Genomic DNA, 21,757 nt, shown 5'->3' on the forward strand with positions numbered 1-21,757 from the left:
TGCGCATTGTTCATGCCGGATGCGGCGTGAACGCCTTATCCGGCCTACAAATCATGCAAATTCAATATATTGCAGGAGTTATGTAGGCCTGATAAGCGTAGCGCATCAGGCATTTATGCGTTTAGGGTGGGGGATAACCTCACCCTTTTTAATTCTGAGGTGCTATGTCTGTGGTAATTAGTGATGCCTGGCGTCAGCGTTTTGGCGGCACTGCGCGTCTGTATGGTGAGAAAGCCTTGCAACTATTTGCCGATGCACATATCTGTGTGGTCGGCATCGGTGGTGTCGGTTCCTGGGCGGCGGAAGCTCTGGCGCGCACGGGGATTGGCGCAATAACGCTTATCGATATGGATGATGTGTGTGTCACCAATACCAACCGGCAAATTCACGCGCTGCGTGATAACGTCGGGCTGGCAAAAGCGGAAGTGATGGCGGAGCGTATTCGCCAGATTAACCCGGAGTGTCGGGTGACAGTGGTGGACGATTTCGTGACGCCGGATAACGTAGCGCAATATATGAATGCCGGTTATTCGTATGTTATTGATGCCATTGACAGTGTGCGCCCCAAAGCGGCACTAATCGCATACTGTCGTCGCAATAAAATCCCATTGGTAACGACGGGGGGGGCCGGCGGGCAGATTGATCCGACGCAGATTCAGGTTACTGACCTGGCGAAGACTATTCAGGACCCGCTGGCGGCGAAGCTGCGCGAGCGCCTGAAAAGCGATTTTGGCGTGGTGAAAAACAGCAAAGGTAAGCTCGGCGTGGATTGCGTGTTTTCTACCGAGGCGTTGGTATATCCGCAGTCAGACGGTACGGTCTGTGCGATGAAAGCCACGGCGGAAGGACCAAAGCGAATGGATTGCGCATCAGGATTTGGTGCGGCAACGATGGTGACCGCCACCTTTGGTTTTGTTGCGGTTTCTCATGCGCTGAAGAAGATGATGGCGAAAGCGACGCGCAAGGAATAACCATTATGTCGGATGCGACGCGAGCGTCTTATCCGACCTGGATCTGTGCTTAAACCTGTTTCGCCGCCGCGATAATCGCCTCGCTTAATGCATTTAGCCCCTGACTGCGTGAGGCGCTAAGTTGTGCACGCAATCCCAGCTCATCAAACAACGCCAGCGGCGACTGCGTTTGTAACTCGGCGGCGGTTTTGCCCTCCACGGCGGTCAACAACACTGCCAGCAGACCGCGCACAATGCGTCCTTCGCTGTCGCCAAAGAAATGCATCTTGCCGTTTTCAGCCACGGTATATCCCAGCCAGACGCGGTTTTCGCATCCGGCAATCTCTTTGGCCTGTGCTTTTAATTCGTCTGGCAAAGCAGGAAGCTGTTTCCCCAGCATGATCAACTGGCGATATTTATCTTCCCACTGCGTCAACGGCGCGAAAGTATCGTGTAACGTCTCTGCGGTAACGGTTGTGCCGAACGGATGTCCGGCGAATTGCGGGTTTGTCATTAATCCACCAATAATTCCAGCGCGCGGTCAACGGCGTTCACCAGCGCATCCACATCACTCTTTGTATTATATGGCGCAAAAGAGGCGCGCAGTGTGCCGGTTACGCCTAATTCTGCCAGTAGCGGCTGAGCGCAATGCTGCCCGGCGCGCAGGGCAATACCGTACTCTGCCAGCAAAGTCACCATATCGCTGTGATGAACCCCCGCGAAATCAAAGGCCAGCAGGCTGGAATCCTGGCAGCGGAATGAACGAAAGCCTGGACGTTTTGCCAGCGCATCTTCTGCAAGCGTCGCCAGGCTACGACTCCAGCTTTCTGCCTGGTTAATATCATAATCTGCCAGCCATTCCAGCGCCGCGCTTAACCCAATGACGCCTGCGACGTTGGGCGTTCCGGCTTCCAGTTTCCACGGGGCAGATTGTGTGGTGAAGCCGTCAAAACTGACTTCGTGAATCATTTTGCCACCGCCGAGCCAGGGCGACATTGCTTCCAGCAGTTCTGGTTTGCCATACAGCACGCCGATACCCGTCGGGCCGTAAAGTTTGTGACCTGAAAAAGCGTAGAAATCGATATCCAGTTGCTGAACATCTGCAGGGAAATGCACCGCCCCCTGAGCACCATCAACCATCACCACCATCCCGGCTGAATGGGCAAAGGTAATCGCTCGCGCCAGATCCGGGCAGCCGCCAGTGACGTTCGACATCTGGCCCAACGCCAGAATCCGGCTACGGGGAGTAATCAGCTCTGGTAACAAATCGACATCTGGCAGCCGCTGAGCATTAAGCGGCAACTTCACCACTTTGGCTCCGGTTTGTTGGGCGACCATCAGCCAGGGGACGAGGTTGGCGTGGTGCTCTGCCACGCTGACAATAATTTCATCGCCCGGTTGCAGACGCGGACGCGCATAGCATTGCGCCACCATGTTGATGGATTCGGTGGTGCCGCGCGTCCAGACAATGGTTTTGTCATCTGGAGCATTGAGCAATTGCGCCACTTTCTCCCGCGCAGCCTCATAACGTGTGGTCAGACGTTGGGCTTCGGCAAACTGGCTGCGATGGACGTTTCCGGCGCTAAGGCTATAGAACTGTCGGGTAGCCTCAACCACGGCTTCGGGCTTGAGCGCGGTTGCGGCACTGTCGAGATAGACGCCCGCATCCTGTAATGCGGGAAACTGCGCACGGAACTGCGCGGGATTAAAAACGTTCATGGTACTCCTCGGCTTGATTCACCGATCGTGACGCAAAATTCACTTTGATACAAGGAGAGTGCTAACCATCGGAATTATCTGGATATCCTGGCGAAGCCGCGTCAGTAACATATGCTGAATAGTGTTAGGCGTTAATTTTAGCCTGTTAATCAATACTATTAAGATTTATTAATCGCTTTAAGGAGAAGAAGATGAAAAAGACTGCCGCAATTATCTCTGCCTGTATGCTGACTTTTGCCCTGAGCGCCTGTTCCGGTTCGAACTATGTGATGCACACCAATGACGGACGTACCATCGTCTCTGACGGTAAACCACAAACTGATAATGAAACCGGTATGATTTCGTATAAAGACGCTAATGGTAACAAACAGCAGATCAACCGTACCGACGTGAAAGAGATGGTCGAGCTGGATCAGTAATTCGCGATCGCAAGGTAAAAAAAAGCACCGCAATTAGGCGGTGCTACATTAATCACTATGGACAGACAGGGTAAATGTACAGGAAGTGAAAAAAGGTAGCTTAGCTACCATGGTCTGAATCGCAGACCAATTGCAAACACAACAACACAACATCACAACCGTAAGCCAAAAGTTCACCAGAACACGCATTCCGATAAAACTTTTCGTTCCGGCTCAGGAAGTGCCGCCACTATAGGTATTTGCTGGTAGAAGCTCAACGGACAATTTATAATGGCTCAGATAAAAAAAACTAATAGGTTACATAGTGTGATCTAATTGTTAAATTCATTTAACATCAAAGTTTAAAAGCCATGTCAAAACGATTACCACCGCTAAATGCCTTACGAGTTTTTGATGCCGCCGCACGCCATTTAAGCTTCACGCGCGCAGCAGAAGAGCTTTTTGTGACCCAGGCCGCAGTAAGTCATCAAATCAAGTCACTTGAGGATTTTTTGGGACTGAAACTGTTCCGTCGCCGTAATCGTTCACTCCTGCTGACCGAAGAAGGGCAAAGCTATTTCCTCGATATCAAAGAGATATTTTCGCAATTAACCGAAGCGACGCGTAAACTCCAGGCTCGTAGCGCCAAGGGGGCGTTGACGGTCAGTTTACTCCCCAGTTTTGCCATCCACTGGCTGGTGCCGCGACTTTCCAGCTTTAATTCAGCTTATCCGGGAATCGACGTTCGAATCCAGGCGGTCGATCGCCAGGAAGATAAACTGGCGGATGATGTTGATGTGGCGATATTTTATGGTCGGGGCAACTGGCCGGGGCTGCGGGTCGAAAAACTTTATGCCGAATATTTGTTGCCGGTGTGTTCTCCGCTACTGTTAACCGGCGAAAAACCCTTGAAGACGCCAGAAGATCTGGCTAAACATACGTTATTACACGATGCGTCCCGGCGTGACTGGCAGACATATACTCGCCAGTTGGGGTTAAATCATATCAACGTTCAACAAGGGCCGATCTTCAGTCACAGCGCGATGGTGCTGCAAGCGGCTATCCACGGGCAGGGAGTCGCATTGGCGAATAATGTGATGGCGCAATCGGAAATCGAGGCCGGACGCCTTGTCTGCCCGTTTAATGATGTTCTGGTCAGTAAAAATGCTTTTTATCTGGTATGTCATGACAGCCAGGCAGAACTGGGTAAAATAGCCGCCTTTCGCCAATGGATCCTGGCGAAAGCCGCTGCTGAACAAGAAAAATTCCGCTTTCGTTATGAACAATAATTTACGTAGGGTACGACCATGACCAGCCGTTTTATGCTGATTTTCGCCGCCATTAGCGGCTTCATTTTTGTGGCTCTCGGCGCTTTTGGCGCGCATGTGTTAAGTAAAACCATGGGAGCCGTTGAGATGGGCTGGATCCAGACCGGCCTCGAATACCAGGCGTTCCATACGCTGGCGATTTTAGGTCTGGCGGTGGCGATGCAGCGTCGCATCAGTATCTGGTTTTACTGGAGTAGCGTTTTCCTCGCGTTAGGCACGGTGCTGTTCAGCGGCAGCCTTTATTGCCTGGCGCTGTCCCATCTGCGTTTGTGGGCGTTTGTCACACCGGTTGGCGGCGTGAGCTTCCTCGCGGGCTGGGCGTTAATGTTAGTCGGAGCTATCCGTTTAAAGCGCAAGGGCGTAAATCATGAATAAGGTTGTATTGTTGTGCCGTCCTGGCTTTGAAAAAGAGTGTGCTGCGGAAATTACCGATAAAGCCGGTCAGCGGGAAATATTTGGTTTTGCCCGCGTTAAAGACAATGCGGGTTATGTCATCTATGAATGTTATCAACCGGATGATGGCGATAAGTTAATCCGCGAACTGCCGTTCAGTTCATTAATTTTTGCTCGCCAGTGGTTTGTTGTGGGGGAACTCCTGCAGCATTTGCCGCCAGAAGATCGAATTACCCCCATTGTCGGCATGTTACAGGGCGTAGTAGAGAAGGGCGGTGAACTGCGTGTTGAAGTTGCCGATACCAACGAAAGCAAAGAGTTGCTGAAATTCTGCCGTAAATTCACCGTGCCGCTACGCGCTGCCTTGCGCGATGCGGGTGTGCTGGCGAACTATGAAACGCCGAAGCGTCCGGTTGTGCATGTATTCTTTATTGCACCAGGCTGCTGCTATACCGGCTACTCCTACAGCAATAATAATTCGCCGTTCTATATGGGGATTCCACGCCTGAAGTTTCCGGCGGATGCGCCAAGCCGTTCCACGCTCAAACTGGAAGAGGCATTTCATGTGTTTATTCCTGCGGATGAGTGGGATGAACGCCTGGCAAATGGAATGTGGGCGGTAGATTTGGGCGCTTGTCCAGGCGGCTGGACCTACCAACTGGTGAAGCGCAACATGTGGGTATACTCCGTCGATAACGGCCCGATGGCGCAAAGTCTGATGGATACCGGACAGGTGACGTGGCTGCGGGAAGATGGTTTCAAATTCCGCCCAACACGTAGCAACATCTCATGGATGGTATGCGATATGGTTGAAAAACCAGCGAAAGTTGCGGCACTGATGGCACAGTGGCTGGTTAATGGCTGGTGTCGTGAAACTATCTTCAACCTTAAATTGCCGATGAAAAAACGCTACGAAGAAGTGTCACACAATCTGGCGTACATTCAGGCACAGCTTGATGAACATGGTATTAACGCCCAGATTCAGGCGCGGCAGTTGTATCACGATCGCGAAGAAGTGACGGTGCATGTCCGTCGTATCTGGGCTGCGGTGGGTGGTCGTCGCGACGAACGGTAAGTGAGTTGGCTGGGGCATTGACTCCGGTCTGGCATCCGATGTTTGTACCGGTGGCAACCCGCGTGAAGCAACGCTTGAGGATATTGTCGAGCTTTACCATACCGCCTGGTAAATACGCTGATGTGATAATGCCGGATGCGACGCTAGCCGCGTCTTATCCGGCCTACAAGTGCATTTAATTCAATGAGGTGTTAATCGGTAGTATTCGGCACGCCGTTATCGTACCAACCGCAATTGCTGTAAATTGCCGTCGATATGCAAGTCGGTTTGTAAGCGGGCAATATCGCGACACAGAAACGCCATCTCTTTATGTTCTTCCAGTTTCTTGCGCCACTTTTCGGCAACCGCGTCGATATTTTCATATATCCCTTCCAGACTCTGAAACTCGACGAGTAACTGCGTGGCGCTTTTTGGCCCAATCCCCGCAACACCCGGCACCTTTGAGCTGCTGATCCCCGCCAGCCCCCAATAATCGGGTAATTGCTGAGGTTGAACGCCAAATTCTTTATCGATAAACGGCGCATCAAGCCAACGTTTCTGAAAGTAATCACGAATACGCAGTGCAGGTGAAAGGAGCTGACAGTAGCCTTTATCTGTCGAAACAATGGTTGCCTGATGCCCGGCCTGGGTCACTTTTACTGCCAGCGTGGCGGCTAAGTCATCTGCTTCGTTGCCGCTGGCTGACCAGCATCGGACTCCGCGTTGTTCAAAGGCTGCGCGTAACGCAGGCATTTCGTTGTGCAACTCTTCCGGCATTGGCGGACGACCGGCTTTGTAATCCGGTAAACGCTGATGACGCCAGCCGCTACTGCGGTTTTCATCATCAAAAACGGCGACGGCGTGGGTTGGCTGGCTGTGCATAATGAGCTGATCGAGCGCGTGCTGGCAGGTCTCCACGCAGGGCGAGCCCTGAACGGCATGAATGCGACGAATAAGATTCAGTGCATCGACAATAAGCAAATGAACAGCCACGATAACCCCCTTAAAGATCAGGCGATAAGGGTAACATTCGATGTCGGAACAGGCTACGGCTGGATGAGAAATCGGGAAGAGAGCTCGCAAAACGAGGTCTGATATTGATGACAACGCCAAATTGCCTGATGCGCTACGCTTATCATGCCTACAAAAGAATTACAATCTATTGAATTTTCGCTGTTTTGTAGGTCGGGTAAGGCGTTTACGCCGCATCCGACATAAACAACAGGCACATTCTCAACAATGTGAGGCCTCGCAAAACGAGGCCTCTGGAGAGAGATTAATCGCAGGCAACAATCTTCATTGCCAGGCCGCCGCGAGAAGTTTCACGGTACTTGGCGTTCATATCTTTACCTGTTTCGTACATGGTTTCGATAACTTTATCGAGGCAGACGCGCGGCTCGCTGGTACGGCGCAGCGCCATACGCGCGGCGTTCACCGCTTTCACTGCCGCAATGGCATTACGCTCAATGCACGGCACCTGTACCTGTCCGGCAACCGGGTCACACGTCAGGCCGAGGTTATGCTCCATTGCGATTTCTGCCGCGATGCATACCTGTGCCGGGCTTGCGCCTAACAGTTCTGCCAGACCCGCCGCTGCCATAGAGCACGCTACGCCAACTTCGCCCTGGCAGCCGACTTCGGCACCAGAAATCGAGGCGTTCATCTTATAAAGAGAACCAATGGCGCTTGCCACCAGCAGGTAACGAGCCAGTGAGTTAGCGTTCACTTCACGGATAAACTTGTCGTAGTACGCCAGCACTGCCGGGATAATCCCGCACGCGCCGTTAGTCGGTGCAGTCACCACGCGACCACCAGCAGCGTTCTCTTCGTTCACCGCCAGAGCGAACATGTTGATCCAGTCAACAACCGCCATCGGGTCAGTGGTGTTTTTGTCCTGGCTGACCAGCATCCGGCGCAGAGCCGCCGCACGGCGTGGAACGCGCAGTTTGCCTGGCAGCACGCCTTCGGTGGCAATACCGCGCTCAATACCGCCGCGCATCACTTCCCAGACGTTCGCCAGGTGCTGTTCCAGCTCTTCTTTGCTGTGCAGCGCCAGTTCGTTTTTCATCATCAGGCCAGAGAGTGACAGCCCGGTTTCCTGACAATGCTTTTGCAGATCGGCTGCTGAGCTGTACGGATAAGGAACTTCAACCGGTGCGCTATCCTGCTGACCAAAATGTTCTTCATCAACGATAAAGCCACCGCCGATGGAGTAGTAAGTCTGGCTGTAAACAACTTTATCGCCCGCCAGCGCGGTGATGCGCATACCGTTTTCATGCAGAGAAAGGTTGTCGGCATGGAAGTTCATGCACTGATCAACCGGGAACTCCACTTCGTGCTGACCATTTGCCAGCATCAGGCGACCATGAGTATTCACATCCTGAATAAAACCAGGGATGGAATCGATATCAACGGTATCCGGCAGGTTACCCGCCAGCCCCATAATAATGGCGATATCAGTGTGGTGGCCTTTACCGGTCAGAGAGAGCGAGCCGTAGACATCAACCACCACGCGGGTCACGTCTTTAAGCAGGTTACGGGCAATCAGATCGTCGGTAAATTGTTTACCCGCTTTCATTGGTCCAACGGTATGGGAACTGGAAGGACCAATGCCGATTTTGAAAATATCGAATACGCTAATCATAGGAAATTCATCGGGTTAAAACGGAGGAAGCGCCGCCCGAAAGCGGCGCGAAAGGATTTAGCTGAACAGAGAGTAGAAAATTGCGGAGATAGCAATCAGACCCATCACGACAACGAATACGTTGCTGATGTGACCGCTGTACTTACGCATTGCCGGTACTTTCTGGATTGCGTACATCGGCATCAGGAACAGGATCATCGCGATGATTGGACCGCCCAGGGTTTCAATCATCCCCAGGATGCTTGGGTTCAGCGTAGCAACAATCCAGGTCGTTACCAGCATAAACAGTGCAGTGATACGGTTCAGCTTGTTGATTTCGATAGACTTACCTTTACCACGCAGAGATTTGATCACCATACCGTTGAAGCCTTCACGCGCACCCAGGTAGTGGCCGAGGAAGGATTTGGTGATAGCGATAATCGCGATAATCGGAGCCATCCACGCGATGATCGGCGCGTTAAAGTGGTTCGCCAGGTAAGACAGAATCGAGATGTTCTGCTCTTTAGCCGCAGCCAGGTCTGCCGGAGTCAGGCTCAGTACGCAGCTGAAGACGAAGAACATTACGGTCAGCACCATCATGATGTGAGCGAATGCCAGGATCTTCGAGCATTTCTGTTCTGCCATATCGCCGTACTCTTCACGCTTCGCAACGGCGAAAGAAGAGATGATCGGAGAGTGGTTGAACGAGAATACCATTACCGGAATCGCCAGCCACAGGGTCATCCACAGACCGTTTCCGGTTGCAGATGCAGTGTCCAGAGACAGCGTTTCCAGAGCTGCGCCGTTCCACTGCGGGATCAGGTACAGAGCCAGCAGCATCAGTACGCCAACAAACGGGAATACCAGAATACTCATCGCCTTAACGATCATCTGCTCACCGAAGCGAACGATGGTCATCATACCCACGATCAGGATCAGGGACAGAATCGCACGCGGCGGCGGCGTCATACCCAGCTGGTGAGACATGAAGCTTTCAACCGTGTTGGTGATTGCCACGCTATAAACCAGCAGGATCGGGTAGATAGCGAAGAAGTACAGCAGAGTAATCAGTTTACCTGCACCAATACCAAAGTGTTCTTCTACTACCTCAGTGATGTCTTCGCCTGGGTTTTTACCAGACAGTACGAAGCGAGTCAGGCCACGGTGAGCAAAAAACGTCATCGGGAACGCAAGGATGGCCATGATGATCAGCGGGATCATACCGCCAACACCGGCGTTGATTGGCAGGAACAGTACACCCGCGCCGATTGCCGTGCCGTAGAGGCCCAGCATCCACATGGTGTCTGTCTTGCGCCAGGCACTGCGAGAGTCTTTCGACGCAATCGTGCTGGTTTGAGTCGTTTCCATCTATTTCTCCTGGAGGAATGCAAATAATTCAGCTTTTAGCCAGTTCAGCCCGGGAAGGTGCCTGGCCGTAAAAATGAAATCTGTCTATCGGCGATGGCTTAATCATTTTCCGCCGTAATAATTTGAGGGCGGAAAGATACACACAAGTTATGCATCTATCAGTGATCTTGATCTCAAATACAATAATCTACTTAGAAGATAGATAATCCCAACTCTTTACTCTGTAAATCAAAAGTAAAAGAGAATTTAAGGGCAATATTTTCCCACTAAACGATATCTGGTTTCTTCCGGGGCGCGCAATATATGTAGGTTGAACTGAAAAAATCAATACTTTTAGTTAATCATGATAAGAATTTCTTTTTCACAGTAATAAAATGCGGTTTATGAAAGCAGGTAAACGTTTGCGTGGCAATATAAATTGTATGACATATTAATATTGGTGATATTAAGTGTCTTATGATGCGTTGAAACATTCAGATAACAAATGAAATGGATTGGTGAGTGAGTGACCAAATAAGAGAAAAACCCGGCAACAAACGTTACCGGGGGAGGGGAGATTACGTGCAGATTTCGTAGCAAGGGATGTAGGCTGAGCCAGGCAACTTCATACGGTGCTGGGCGACAAAACCCTGAAGCAGGTCGTCCATACGACGCATTATCTCTTTATCGCCGTTGATTTTATAAGGCCCAAACTCTTCAATGGCGCGAATACCGACTTCTTTTACGTTACCCGCCACAATACCGGAGAACGCACGACGCAGGTCAGCAGCCAGCACTTCAACGGGTTGATCCGGGTACAGTTTCAGATTAGCCATGTTCTCGTGAGACGGCTCAAACGGCATTTGCAGATCTGGCGCAATGCGCATTGACCAGTTAAAGCTGTAAGCATCACCGGTGTCACGGCGATTTTCTTTCACCAGCGGCATCGATTTTTTCATCTGACGAGCGACTTCAGCAGCGTCATCAATGATGATGCGGTAATGGCGGCGCGCGTTTTCTCCCAGCGTATGCACGACAAACTCGTCCAGTACGCGGAAGTAATCGGCGCTCTCTTTCGGACCGGTGAGGATCAGCGGTAAGACCTGATCTTTATTTGCCGGATTCATCAAAATTCCCAGCAAATAGAGCAACTCTTCTGCCGTACCCACACCGCCAGGGAAGATAATGATGCCGTGAGCGATACGCACAAACGCTTCCAGACGTTTTTCGATATCCGGCATGATGATCAATTCGTTGACCAGCGGGTTAGGCGGTTCAGCAGCGATAATCGACGGCTCTGTCATACCAATAAAACGGCTGTCTTTGTAACGCTGCTGAGCGTGACCCACTGCTGCGCCTTTCATCGGCGCTTCCATCGCTCCTGGACCACAACCGGTGCAGATATTTAACTCACGCAGACCCAGCTGATTTCCGACGCGACGGGCATATAAATACTCGTTTTCGTTGATTGAGTGACCGCCCCAGCACACAACCATATTTGGCGCTTCGCCGACATGCAGTGCGCGAGCATTACGCAATATAGAAAAGACCAGATTAGTAATGTGGACAGAGTTGTCGAGATTCAGGTTTGGAAAACGAACGGTGTTATGGATTTGCCCATAGACGAAGAGAATGTCGCGCAGAACAGCGAACAAGTTGGCCTGCAAGGCGCGAATAATGCGCCCATCGACAAAAGCCTCTTCCGGGGGATTGATCAGTTCTAACTTAACGCCACGTTCACGGCGCAGCACGTTAATGTCAAAACTTTCAAAACGAGACAGCAATTCTTTGCTGTTATCGGTCAAACTACCGGAGTTCAGAACAGCAAGTGAACAGTTGCGAAAGAGTTGATAGAGGTCGCTGCTGGCGGTGCGTTTAAGCATATCCACTTCCAGCTGCGACAACATATCCATGGAGCCAAGCGGGCTAATATGTGTAATCAAGAAAAACTCCTTATGGGACGAATATCGTCATTCCCTTTGATTACAATAGCCCTGCATGATGGCCTTTCACAACTCTATGCGTGAATCCAGTACGCAAAAATGAGAAAAAATTTATTGTCGTACCAGTCGGGTCGTCGATGGGACAAAGTCGCTATTGCTACGCCAGGGGTTAATGTCCAGGCCGCCACGACGGGTATAACGCGCATAGACGCTTAATTTCTCTGGCTGGCAGAAGCGTAGCAGGTCATTAAAAATACGCTCTACGCATTGCTCATGGAACTCGTTGTGATGACGGAAAGAAACCAGATAGCGCAGCAGTTTTTCCCTGTCAATTTTGTGTCCACGGTACTGAATTTGGATTGACCCCCAGTCTGGCTGATGGGTGATCAGACAGTTTGACTTCAGCAAATGGCTGACTAGCGTCTCTTCCACCACTTTTTCACCGCTGGCGGCATTCTCAAGATAGTCAGTGGTAAATTCATAGTTATCGATAGCGATATCCTGTTCATCAATGCAGGTGCCATTGAAATGTCCCACCGGCTGGCCTTCCAGTTCATCAAGACGATATAAGGCCACGCTAACCTTACCCTGGGCACAGGTGCTTAAATCGCGCTCCAGCGTCTGGCGCACCTCCTCCCAGTTATTAAAACGCGTCTGGTTAAAGCTATTGAGATAGAGCTTAAAACTCTTCGACTCAATCAGATTTACGCTGGTGTAATCAAGTTCAACATGACCGACAGCGACCTGTGGCAAACCTTTGGCATTCAGCCAGGAAAGCTCATACAGCGTCCAGATATCCGCGCCGTGAAAAGGCAGGTTATCCGCTTTCAGGCCCAGAGGATCGCGATTCAGACTACGCGGAACGCCTTGCAGCAGGCTGGCGTCATAGGTATCCCGGTAATCGGTTGATTTTCCGAGAGTCAGGCCCGCAAGTGCCTGATGGTTTGTATAAGAAGACATGTTTCACCGTCATAAACCAGATAAACTAAACGACAAGTGTATCTGGTTTAAGTGAAGAGAGAAATTAGTGGACGATTTGACCGCACATGCCCTGAAAGATTTTACTGCACGCTACTGCGATGCGTGGCATGAAGAGCATAAAAGCTGGCCGTTAAGTGAGGAGCTGTATGGCGTGCCTTCACCATGCATTATTTCAACCACCGATGACGCCGTATACTGGCAACCCCAGCCGTTTACCGGTGAACAAAATGTAAACGCGGTTGAACGGGCGTTTGATATTGTGATACAACCCACAATTCATACCTTCTATACAACCCAGTTTGCTGGGGATATGCATGCGCAGTTTGGCGATATCAAACTGACATTACTGCAAACCTGGAGCGAAGACGACTTCCGCCGGGTGCAGGAAAATCTGATTGGTCATCTGGTGACTCAGAAACGGTTAAAACTGCCGCCCACGCTATTTATCGCAACACTGGAAGAAGAGTTAGAGGTCATCTCGGTGTGTAATCTCTCTGGTGAAGTGTGCAAAGAGACGCTGGGAACGCGTAAACGGACGCATTTAGCCTCAAATCTTGCGGAATTCCTTAACCAACTTAAGCCTCTTCTGTAATCCAAATACCCCGTCTGGTTGTGAGAGATCTCTTACAGACCCTGTAGGAGATCGCCAGGAAATAAGCGAATACTCAAACAGATAAGAATCGATATTTTTATTTATAATCAATGGATTATATGAAATTTCTTAACTTTCATATGAAATTATCCTTAAGGCTTTGTCTGTAAGCGCCTTGTAAGACTCAGCGAAAAAGACGATTCTATCTTCGTCGACAGGGAGTCAGACAACGAAGTGAACATCAGGATGATGACACTTCTGAAGGACACGCCAGGACGGTGTTTCAGGGAAAGGCTTCTGGATGAAGCGAAGAGGAAAACGCTGGATGCGTTAAAGGACACCTCCAGGATGGAGAATGAGAACCGGTCAGGATGATTCGGTGGGTCAGGAAGGCCAGGGACACTTCAGGATGAAGTATCACATCGGGGTGGTGTGAGCAGGAAGCAATAGTTCAGGATGAACAATTGGTCGCAAGACCAGAGGAAAAGTTGTCAAGGATGAGCAGGGAGCAACAAAAGTAGCTGGATTGCTGCTAAACGAACCGGGAGCACTGTGAATACAGTGCTCCCTTTTTTTATTCCTGCTATCCTTCGCGGCAGTTTTTTCTTATTGAGGTTGCTTTATGACCACTCATGACCGCGTTCGTCTTCAGTTGCAGGCGCTTGAATCGTTACTGCGTGAACATCAGCACTGGCGAAACGATGAGCCCCAGCCGCATCAATTCAACAGTACCCAACCGTTCTTTATGGACACCATGGAACCACTGGAGTGGTTGCAGTGGGTGCTTATCCCACGAATGCACGATTTATTAGATAACAACCAGCCATTACCGGGGGCATTTGCCGTGGCGCCGTACTATGAAATGGCGCTGGCGACGGATCACCCGCAACGCACGCTTATTCTGGCGGAACTGGAAAAGCTGGATGCCCTTTTTGCGGATGACGCAAACTGATGCTGGAAATACTCTACCAGGATGAATGGCTGGTTGCGGTAAATAAACCGTCCGGCTGGCTGGTCCACCGTAGCTGGCTGGATCGCGATGAGAAAGTGGTGGTCATGCAAACCGTGCGTGACCAGATAGGCCAGCACGTGTTTACCGCGCATCGCCTGGACAGACCTACTTCCGGCGTATTGCTGATGGGACTGTCCAGCGAAGCTGGACGGCTGCTGGCACAACAGTTTGAACAGCATCAAATCCAGAAACGTTACCATGCGATAGTTCGTGGCTGGCTAATGGAAGAAGCGGTGCTGGATTATCCACTGGTGGAAGAACTGGACAAAATCGCTGATAAATTTGCCCGTGAAGATAAAGGGCCACAGCCAGCGGTAACGCATTATCGCGGTCTGGCGACGGTAGAAATGCCAGTCGCAACCGGACGTTATCCGACCACGCGCTACGGCTTGGTGGAACTGGAGCCGAAAACCGGACGCAAACATCAGCTCCGACGCCATCTCGCCCATTTGCGTCATCCAATTATTGGCGACAGCAAACATGGCGATTTACGCCAGAATCGCAGTGGGGCTGAACATTTTGGCCTCCAGCGGTTAATGCTACATGCCAGTCAGTTATCATTGATGCATCCGTTCACCGGCGAACCGCTGACTATTCACGCGGGTCTGGACGACACCTGGATGCAGGCGTTATCACAATTTGGCTGGCGTGGTCTGCTTCCTGAAAATGAAAGGGTTGAGTTCAGTGCGCCATCAGGTCAGGATGGTGAGATAAGTTCCTAATCCAGGGAGAAAACGGTATGGCGGAAATTGGTATTTTTGTGGGCACCATGTACGGAAATTCACTGTTAGTGGCGGAGGAAGCGGAAGCAATTCTGACTGCGCAGGGGCACAAAGCCACGGTGTTTGAAGATCCAGAATTAAGCGATTGGCTGCTCTATCAGGACAAGTTCGTTCTGGTGGTTACGTCCACGACCGGGCAAGGCGACCTGCCTGACAGCATTGTGCCGCTTTTTCAGGGAATCAAAGATAGCCTCGGTTTTCAGCCGAATCTTCGTTATGGCGTAATTGCGCTCGGCGACAGTAGCTATGTGAATTTCTGCAACGGCGGCAAACAGTTCGATGCCTTGTTGCAGGAACAGAGTGCGCAGCGGATAGGGGAAATGCTGCTGATTGACGCCAGTGAGAACCCGGAACCGGAAACGGAATCAAACCCGTGGGTCGAACATTGGGGCACGCTGTTGTCCTGACAGATTGCCGTTTTAAGCAAACTGAATCGAATCCTTTCAGGCAAATGCCAGTAAAAACTTACAAATGTGACGGTTTTTTACTGGCGTTTGCCTGGAGTCAAGCGATCCATTTCATACTCTTCTTTATTTCTCCGTTATAACCCTTCCTTTCTTGTTCTTGTTTTCATTTCCGTGAAGTTGATTCCACCGTCCAGGGCTAATGCCAAAATCGGGCCTCATTGAACGCATTAATGTTGTGTTGTTGCACGGTGAGCCGCTATGGCGCGCTTTTTATACTGCTATTGCCAGATATAAACACGCGCCGCATTCGGCGAACGACCTATAAAAACGGCAAAAAACACCCTACGTCACCTCTGATTTCCTGGCGGTATTGCAGTCCAGAGTGAGCGTGGCTAACGCGAATTTTCAGGAGTGCAACAATGAGTTCTTTAAGTCAGGCTGCGAGCAGTGTTGAAAAACGCACGAATGCTCGTTACTGGATAGTGGTGATGTTGTTTATCGTCACATCCTTCAACTACGGCGACCGCGCTACGCTCTCTATCGCCGGTTCAGAAATGGCCAAAGATATCGGCCTTGATCCCGTGGGAATGGGTTATGTGTTCTCTGCTTTCTCATGGGCTTATGTAATAGGGCAGATCCCAGGTGGCTGGTTGTTGGATCGCTTTGGTTCAAAACGCGTCTACTTCTGGTCGATCTTTATCTGGTCGATGTTTACCTTGCTGCAAGGCTTCGTCGATATCTTTAGTGGATTCGGCATTATCGTTGCCCTGTTTACGCTGCGCTTCCTGGTCGGGCTTGCTGAAGCGCCCTCTTTCCCCGGCAACAGTCGCATTGTAGCGGCCTGGTTTCCTGCGCAGGAAAGGGGAACGGCGGTGTCGATTTTTAACTCCGCACAATACTTCGCAACGGTTATCTTCGCGCCGATTATGGGCTGGCTGACTCATGAAGTGGGCTGGTCACACGTTTTCTTCTTTATGGGCGGTCTGGGCATTGTCATCAGCTTTATCTGGTTGAAAGTCATCCACGAGCCAAATCAACATCCGGGCGTAAATCAGAAAGAGCTGGACTACATTGCTGCGGGCGGGGCGCTGATCAATATGGATCAGCAAAACGCCAAAGTTAAAGTGCCGTTCAGCGTGAAGTGGGGGCAGATCAAACAGTTGCTAGGTTCGCGGATGATGATCGGCGTTTATATCGGTCAGTATTGTATCAACGCCATGACTTACTTCTTTATCACCTGGTTTCCGGTTTATCTGGTGCAGGCGCGTGGGATGTCGATTCTGAAAGCGGGCTTTGTGGCTTCCGTTCCGGCGGTTTGCGGTTTTATCGGCGGTGTGCTGGGTGGGATTATTTCCGACTGGCTGATGCGCCGCACGGGATCGCTGAACATTGCGCGTAAAACACCGATCGTAATGGGCATGTTGCTGTCGATGGTGATGGTGTTCTGCAACTACGTCAACGTTGAGTGGATGATCATCGGCTTTATGGCGCTGGCCTTCTTCGGTAAGGGCATCGGGGCGCTGGGTTGGGCAGTAATGGCAGATACCGCGCCAAAAGAGATCAGCGGTCTTTCCGGTGGCCTGTTCAACATGTTCGGTAACATTTCTGGCATCGTCACGCCAATCGCAATTGGTTATATCGTTGGCACGACTGGCTCGTTTAATGGGGCGCTGATTTATGTTGGGGTTCATGCCTTAATCGCGGTACTGAGCTACCTGGTGCTGGTGGGCGATATCAAGCGTATTGAGCTGAAACCTGTCGCGGGAAAGTAAGATGATAACCCAGATTAACATCCCGGCTCCTGAATTTCTGACCGTAAACGTCCCGTTTTCGGCCGTCATTGATTCTGAATAAGGACATAAACATGAGTTCTCAATTTACGACGCCTGTTGTTACTGAAATGCAGGTCATCCCGGTGGCGGGTCATGACAGTATGCTGATGAATCTGAGTGGTGCACACGCACCGTTCTTCACGCGTAATATTGTGATTATCAAAGATAATTCTGGTCACACTGGCGTAGGGGAAATTCCCGGCGGCGAGAAAATCCGTAAAACGCTGGAAGATGCGATTCCGCTGGTGGTGGGTAAAACGCTGGGCGAGTACAAAAACGTTCTGACGCTGGTGCGTAACACGTTTGCCGATCGTGATGCTGGCGGGCGTGGTTTGCAGACTTTTGACCTGCGTACCACGATTCATGTGGTGACTGGAATTGAAGCGGCAATGCTGGATCTGCTGGGGCAGCATCTGGGGGTTAACGTGGCGTCGTTGCTGGGCGATGGTCAACAGCGTAGCGAAGTCGAAATGCTCGGTTATCTGTTCTTTGTCGGCAATCGCAACGCTACACCGCTGCCGTATCAAAGCCAGCCGGATGACTCATGCGACTGGTATCGCCTGCGTCACGAAGAAGCGATGACGCCGGATGCTGTGGTGCGCCTGGCGGAAGCAGCATATGAAAAATATGGTTTTAATGATTTCAAACTGAAGGGCGGTGTACTGGCCGGAGAAGAAGAAGCCGAGTCTATTGTGGCGCTGGCGAAACGCTTCCCGCAGGCGCGTATTACGCTCGATCCTAACGGTGCCTGGTCGCTGAACGAAGCGATTAAAATTGGTAAATACCTGAAAGGTTCTCTGGCTTATGCAGAAGATCCGTGTGGTGCGGAGCAAGGTTTCTCCGGGCGTGAAGTGATGGCAGAGTTCCGTTGCGCAACTGGCCTGCCGACTGCAACCAATATGATAGCCACCGACTGGCGGCAGATGGGCCATACGCTCTCGTTACAATCCGTTGATATCCCGCTGGCTGACCCGCATTTCTGGACGATGCAAGGTTCAGTGCGTGTGGCGCAAATGTGCCATGAATTTGGCCTGACCTGGGGTTCACACTCTAACAACCACTTCGATATTTCCCTGGCGATGTTTACCCATGTTGCCGCTGCTGCACCGGGTAAAATTACTGCTATTGATACGCACTGGATTTGGCAGGAAGGTAATCAGCGCCTGACCAAAGAACCGTTCGAGATCAAAGGCGGTCTGGTTCAGGTGCCAGAAAAACCGGGGCTGGGTGTAGAAATCGATATGGATCAAGTGATGAAAGCCCATGAGCTGTATCAGAAACACGGGCTTGGCGCGCGTGATGATGCGATGGGAATGCAGTACCTGATTCCTGGCTGGACGTTCGATAACAAGCGTCCGTGCATGGTGCGTTAAGACAGAAAACCAAAACCGGCTCTGTCTGGAGCCGGTTTGAGACTGATGTCAAACGCAAAAATTGCCTGATGCGCTGCGCTTATCAAGCCTACATGATTTTTTAATTCATTGAATTTAATTGGTTTTGTAGGCCGGATAAGGCGTTAACGCCGCATCCGGCATAAACACAGGCACTTTGCCCTCAATCAAAAACCGACTTCATAAGAAGCCGGTTTTTACTCGATAAAATATTTATTACCCAAGAATTTTGCTGGCTTCTCGCGCCACATTATCCATCTCGTCCAGCAATTCCAGAAGCTCTGGCTCCAAATCTTCTTCTTTAGTACCGCTGCGTAGCTGTTGTTCAATCAGCTGGCAGAGATTCTTCATACGCGGCACACCGCTATAGCCGCAACTGCCATGCAGTTTATGAATTAAATCAACCAGACCTTCCGGGTTTTCTCCAACCAGTTGTTCCTCAACTTTGTTGCGAACTTCTGGCAGGAAATCGAGCAACATTTGCAGCATATCGCGCGCTAAATCGGTTTTTCCTGCTGCCTGGCGTAGTGCCAGTTGCCAGTCGAGGGTTGCATTCTGGTTCACCACAATTTCGTTCACTTCTGGTGTTACGACGCGAGAGGAAATACCGCTGCCAGGCTTGTAGCGCAACAGCAAATTATGCAATCGCTCTTCTTCAATCGGTTTTGCCAGATAATCGCTCATCCCCGCGCCAAGCAGTTTCTCTTTTTGCCCTGCCATCGCATGTGCCGTTACCGCGATAACCGGCGTTTGCTGCTGATGTGGGAGCTGGTGGATGAGTTCGCACGCCCGAATGCCGTCCATGTCCGGCATTTGAATATCCATTAAGATTAAATCGAACGGCATCTGTTTTGCTCGTTCAACGGCCTGATGCCCGCTATCGCAAAGCTCCACATGTTGCACCATATCTTCCAGCAACGCGCCGATAAGTTTCAGGTTAGCGGGGTTGTCATCAACCGCCATGACTGTCATTGCCAGCTTACTTTCATCGGTAACAGGCAAAAGTGTGTTTTGTTTGTGATGACAAAATTCCGTCAGTGCTGGCAACAGGCGCGTAGGCGTTAACGGTTTCAGTAGACACGCGCCGATACCATCTTGCTTGAGTTTTTCGGCATTGACCTGTGCATGACAAGGAAGCGCCAGCATCAGGAAATCGGTCATTGACACCGCTTGCGCCAACCGCTCATGTTGTATCGTCAGCGGCTCGCGGAAGGTCACTGCAATCCCTAACAACATCATGTCGTAATGCGCGGGAGGCAGCGCGGAGAACGTTGGGCTATAAACCACTTCCAGCGGCGTTTCACTTAAAATATCCAGCGTACATTGTGCTGCTGCGGAGTTCGGTTCGACATAGGCAAGACGCTTACCGGCGAGGCACTGGGTAGATGGCCCTTCGATAATAATATTCGGGTTCAGATCGAGATTAATGTGGAACCAGAAGGTAGAACCGCGATTCGGCTGGCTATGGAACGAAATATCGCCGCCCATTTCATTAACCAGTTTCTGTGTGATCACCAGCCCCAGCCCGGTGCCACCATGACGGCGGGAAATACTGGCATCAGCCTGTCGGAAGGCCTGGAATAAGCGCGATTGATCGCGTTCAGGAATACCAATACCGGTATCACGAATCTGCACTTCAATCTGCACTTTGGTATTACTTAGCGCACGTTTTTCTACCAGAATATCAATGTTGCCATTCTCGGTGAATTTAATCGCATTCCCCACCAGGTTAGTGATGATTTGTTGTAAACGCAGTGGGTCACCAATAACGTTATCGGGCACGTCGCTTTTAATATTGAGCGTTAATTCCAGCCCTTTATCGTGAGAAGAATGTGCCAGCAGGGTAACGACTTCATCCAGCGTGCTACGCAATGGGAACGGAATACTTTCCAGAATCAGCTTGCCCGCTTCCAGTTTCGAGAAGTCGAGAACATCATTAATAATTGCCAGCAAATTATTTGCCGAACGTTCAATGGTATTCAGGTGATCGCGCTGTGTTGGCGTTAATTCTGTTTTCAGCGTCAGGCGGGTAAAGCCAATAACACCATTCAGCGGTGTACGCAGCTCATGTGACATATTCGCCAGAAACTCGGATTTAATACGTGCCGCTTCCTGGGCGCGCTTTTTCGCCAAATCCAACTCAACGTTCTGAATTTCCATTTGCTCTAGCGTTTCCCGCAGATCGGACGTCGCCTGGTCGATATTGTGCTGCATCTCTTCGTGATAAGCTGCCAGCGACATTGCCATCGAGTTGATACCGTTTTTCAGCATATCCAGCTCGCCGAGCATAAATCCTTCCACCCGGCTGTCGAGTTGCCCACGACGGATGCGGTCGACGGTATTCACCATGTTACGAATTGGACCGGTTACATCGCGCATTAAGCGCCAGCCAAAAATAAGCGCAATACCGATACAAAACAGCATCATCACACTGGAAATAAAGATCTCTTTATATTGCTGCAAGCGAACCGATTTAAGATCCAGCTCAAGCGCAATATATCCCAACATATTCTGGCTATTTTTGGCATCACTACTGGGCGATTCGTCGGGGGAATAACTCTCAGAAATAATCGGTGTGCGCAGGATCATAATGTCGCCGTCACGTGTGACAGTGAGCTGGCGAGGAAACGGCACGTTGCTGCCGAGCTGCATTGATGAAGGATCAAGATGAAAATTGGAGGTGACAAAGAGTCGGTTATTTTCATCATAAACCGAAATCGCGCGAACAATATCGGAATGGCGACGATGCAGTACGCTTATTAACTGACCGATAGATTCGCGATTTTGCAGGCTCATGCCATATTCAGTAGAAACTGCAAGCGGCTCAATAATGCTGGCACCGGCATCTTCCAGTTGACGCTGCAAGTCGTTATAGCGATGCACGACGAAAAAGATACTCAGCAATAAACCAATAAGGACGGTCGGTGCCAGGATCAGAATCATCATGCGTGCGCGCAGGCTGTAGTTGGTCATGGAGTTCCGTTATGGGACAATTAAGGTCACAC

Annotated in this window: 19 protein-coding genes and 1 pseudogene; 12 read left to right on the plus strand and 8 right to left on the minus strand. The window is 50.7% G+C overall.

Going from position 1 to position 21,757, the window contains the following annotated elements:
- Positions 1 to 164 precede the first annotated feature (164 nt).
- Positions 165 to 971 (plus strand): tRNA cyclic N6-threonylcarbamoyladenosine(37) synthase TcdA, encoded by an 807-nt coding sequence (tcdA, locus tag A7Z06_RS13465; protein WP_000117717.1) that lies wholly within the window; start codon positions 165 to 167, stop codon positions 969 to 971.
- Between the two features lie 49 nt (positions 972 to 1,020).
- Here the strand turns inward: tcdA and csdE are convergent, their stop codons facing one another.
- Positions 1,021 to 1,464, minus strand: coding sequence for a cysteine desulfurase sulfur acceptor subunit CsdE (gene csdE, locus A7Z06_RS13470; RefSeq protein ID WP_000184240.1), 444 nt, complete (start codon positions 1,462 to 1,464; stop codon positions 1,021 to 1,023).
- Entirely contained in the window at positions 1,464 to 2,669 is a 1,206-nt protein-coding gene (gene csdA, locus A7Z06_RS13475; RefSeq protein WP_001100455.1) for a cysteine desulfurase CsdA, read from the minus strand. Before csdA ends, csdE begins: the two co-directional genes overlap by 1 nt.
- Before the next feature lie 191 nt (positions 2,670 to 2,860).
- On the opposite strand from csdA, the gene A7Z06_RS13480 reads away from it, so the two are divergent.
- The 5 genes and pseudogenes from A7Z06_RS13480 to A7Z06_RS22070 form a co-directional block, all read left to right on the plus strand.
- A complete protein-coding gene (locus tag A7Z06_RS13480) occupies positions 2,861 to 3,088 on the plus strand; it encodes a YgdI/YgdR family lipoprotein (protein ID WP_000750399.1) in 228 nt (75 codons plus the stop codon).
- A 350-nt stretch (positions 3,089 to 3,438) separates the two neighbouring features.
- Entirely contained in the window at positions 3,439 to 4,356 is a 918-nt protein-coding gene (gene gcvA / locus A7Z06_RS13485; protein ID WP_000044401.1) for a glycine cleavage system transcriptional regulator GcvA, read from the plus strand.
- An 18-nt stretch (positions 4,357 to 4,374) separates the two neighbouring features.
- Entirely contained in the window at positions 4,375 to 4,770 is a 396-nt protein-coding gene (locus tag A7Z06_RS13490; RefSeq protein WP_000203904.1) for a DUF423 domain-containing protein, read from the plus strand.
- Positions 4,763 to 5,863, plus strand: a complete 1,101-nt coding sequence (gene rlmM, locus A7Z06_RS13495) for a 23S rRNA (cytidine(2498)-2'-O)-methyltransferase RlmM (protein ID WP_001045502.1) — start codon at positions 4,763 to 4,765, stop codon at positions 5,861 to 5,863. Before A7Z06_RS13490 ends, rlmM begins: the two co-directional genes overlap by 8 nt.
- Positions 5,864 to 5,900: 37 nt before the next feature.
- Positions 5,901 to 5,975 (plus strand): annotated as a pseudogene (locus A7Z06_RS22070) (hypothetical protein); the annotation flags it as partial.
- 104 nt (positions 5,976 to 6,079) lie between these two features.
- Here A7Z06_RS22070 and xni read toward each other — a convergent pair.
- The 5 genes from xni to queF form a co-directional block, all read right to left on the minus strand.
- Positions 6,080 to 6,835, minus strand: a complete 756-nt coding sequence (gene xni, locus A7Z06_RS13500; RefSeq protein ID WP_024165228.1) for a flap endonuclease Xni — start codon at positions 6,833 to 6,835, stop codon at positions 6,080 to 6,082.
- Positions 6,836 to 7,118: 283 nt separating this feature from the next.
- Entirely contained in the window at positions 7,119 to 8,486 is a 1,368-nt protein-coding gene (gene sdaB, locus A7Z06_RS13505; protein ID WP_000626400.1) for an L-serine ammonia-lyase II, read from the minus strand.
- A 57-nt stretch (positions 8,487 to 8,543) separates the two neighbouring features.
- A complete protein-coding gene (gene sdaC, locus A7Z06_RS13510; RefSeq protein WP_000450473.1) occupies positions 8,544 to 9,833 on the minus strand; it encodes an HAAAP family serine/threonine permease SdaC in 1,290 nt (429 codons plus the stop codon).
- Between the two features lie 557 nt (positions 9,834 to 10,390).
- Positions 10,391 to 11,755: a nucleotide 5'-monophosphate nucleosidase PpnN gene (gene ppnN, locus A7Z06_RS13515; protein ID WP_000628012.1), complete on the minus strand. Its 1,365-nt coding sequence runs from the start codon at positions 11,753 to 11,755 to the stop codon at positions 10,391 to 10,393.
- Between the two features lie 111 nt (positions 11,756 to 11,866).
- Positions 11,867 to 12,715 carry an NADPH-dependent 7-cyano-7-deazaguanine reductase QueF gene (queF, locus tag A7Z06_RS13520; protein ID WP_000100577.1) on the minus strand — a complete coding sequence of 283 codons (849 nt, stop codon included), beginning with the start codon at positions 12,713 to 12,715 and terminating at the stop codon, positions 11,867 to 11,869.
- A gap of 67 nt (positions 12,716 to 12,782) precedes the next feature.
- Between queF and syd the strand changes: the two genes are divergently transcribed.
- The 6 genes from syd to gudD all read left to right on the plus strand — a co-directional run bounded on the left by syd (position 12,783) and on the right by gudD (position 18,734).
- Complete coding sequence (syd, locus tag A7Z06_RS13525; protein ID WP_000342418.1) at positions 12,783 to 13,328, plus strand: SecY-interacting protein; 546 nt, start codon at positions 12,783 to 12,785, stop codon at positions 13,326 to 13,328.
- A gap of 622 nt (positions 13,329 to 13,950) precedes the next feature.
- Positions 13,951 to 14,280, plus strand: coding sequence for a YqcC family protein (locus A7Z06_RS13530; RefSeq protein ID WP_000207002.1), 330 nt, complete (start codon positions 13,951 to 13,953; stop codon positions 14,278 to 14,280).
- A complete protein-coding gene (gene truC / locus A7Z06_RS13535; RefSeq protein WP_000889998.1) occupies positions 14,280 to 15,062 on the plus strand; it encodes a tRNA pseudouridine(65) synthase TruC in 783 nt (260 codons plus the stop codon). Before A7Z06_RS13530 ends, truC begins: the two co-directional genes overlap by 1 nt.
- Positions 15,063 to 15,079: 17 nt before the next feature.
- Entirely contained in the window at positions 15,080 to 15,529 is a 450-nt protein-coding gene (locus A7Z06_RS13540; RefSeq protein WP_000807742.1) for a flavodoxin, read from the plus strand.
- Positions 15,530 to 15,948: 419 nt separating this feature from the next.
- Entirely contained in the window at positions 15,949 to 17,301 is a 1,353-nt protein-coding gene (gudP, locus tag A7Z06_RS13545) for a galactarate/glucarate/glycerate transporter GudP (protein ID WP_000097074.1), read from the plus strand.
- Positions 17,302 to 17,393: 92 nt separating this feature from the next.
- The gene (gene gudD / locus A7Z06_RS13550) at positions 17,394 to 18,734 is read left to right on the plus strand and encodes a glucarate dehydratase (protein WP_000098263.1); all 1,341 of its coding nucleotides are present in this window, start codon (positions 17,394 to 17,396) and stop codon (positions 18,732 to 18,734) included.
- Positions 18,735 to 18,968: 234 nt separating this feature from the next.
- On the opposite strand, the gene barA is transcribed toward gudD, so the two are convergent.
- Positions 18,969 to 21,725 (minus strand): two-component sensor histidine kinase BarA, encoded by a 2,757-nt coding sequence (gene barA / locus A7Z06_RS13555; RefSeq protein WP_000186436.1) that lies wholly within the window; start codon positions 21,723 to 21,725, stop codon positions 18,969 to 18,971.
- Positions 21,726 to 21,757: the final 32 nt, after the last annotated feature.

The organism is Escherichia sp. MOD1-EC6819 (assembly GCF_002965765.1).
Taxonomy (GTDB): Bacteria; Pseudomonadota; Gammaproteobacteria; order Enterobacterales; family Enterobacteriaceae; genus Escherichia; species Escherichia ruysiae.

Coding starts and splice junctions, on each gene's coding strand:
- tcdA (WP_000117717.1), top strand. CDS start 165: ATGTCTGTGGTAATTAGTGATGCCTGGCGTCAGCGTTTTGGCGGCACT.
- csdE (WP_000184240.1), bottom strand. CDS start 1,464: ATGACAAACCCGCAATTCGCCGGACATCCGTTCGGCACAACCGTTACC.
- csdA (WP_001100455.1), bottom strand. CDS start 2,669: ATGAACGTTTTTAATCCCGCGCAGTTCCGTGCGCAGTTTCCCGCATTA.
- A7Z06_RS13480 (WP_000750399.1), top strand. CDS start 2,861: ATGAAAAAGACTGCCGCAATTATCTCTGCCTGTATGCTGACTTTTGCC.
- gcvA (WP_000044401.1), top strand. CDS start 3,439: ATGTCAAAACGATTACCACCGCTAAATGCCTTACGAGTTTTTGATGCC.
- A7Z06_RS13490 (WP_000203904.1), top strand. CDS start 4,375: ATGACCAGCCGTTTTATGCTGATTTTCGCCGCCATTAGCGGCTTCATT.
- rlmM (WP_001045502.1), top strand. CDS start 4,763: ATGAATAAGGTTGTATTGTTGTGCCGTCCTGGCTTTGAAAAAGAGTGT.
- sdaB (WP_000626400.1), bottom strand. CDS start 8,486: ATGATTAGCGTATTCGATATTTTCAAAATCGGCATTGGTCCTTCCAGT.
- sdaC (WP_000450473.1), bottom strand. CDS start 9,833: ATGGAAACGACTCAAACCAGCACGATTGCGTCGAAAGACTCTCGCAGT.
- queF (WP_000100577.1), bottom strand. CDS start 12,715: ATGTCTTCTTATACAAACCATCAGGCACTTGCGGGCCTGACTCTCGGA.
- A7Z06_RS13530 (WP_000207002.1), top strand. CDS start 13,951: ATGACCACTCATGACCGCGTTCGTCTTCAGTTGCAGGCGCTTGAATCG.
- truC (WP_000889998.1), top strand. CDS start 14,280: ATGCTGGAAATACTCTACCAGGATGAATGGCTGGTTGCGGTAAATAAA.
- A7Z06_RS13540 (WP_000807742.1), top strand. CDS start 15,080: ATGGCGGAAATTGGTATTTTTGTGGGCACCATGTACGGAAATTCACTG.
- gudP (WP_000097074.1), top strand. CDS start 15,949: ATGAGTTCTTTAAGTCAGGCTGCGAGCAGTGTTGAAAAACGCACGAAT.
- gudD (WP_000098263.1), top strand. CDS start 17,394: ATGAGTTCTCAATTTACGACGCCTGTTGTTACTGAAATGCAGGTCATC.
- barA (WP_000186436.1), bottom strand. CDS start 21,725: ATGACCAACTACAGCCTGCGCGCACGCATGATGATTCTGATCCTGGCA.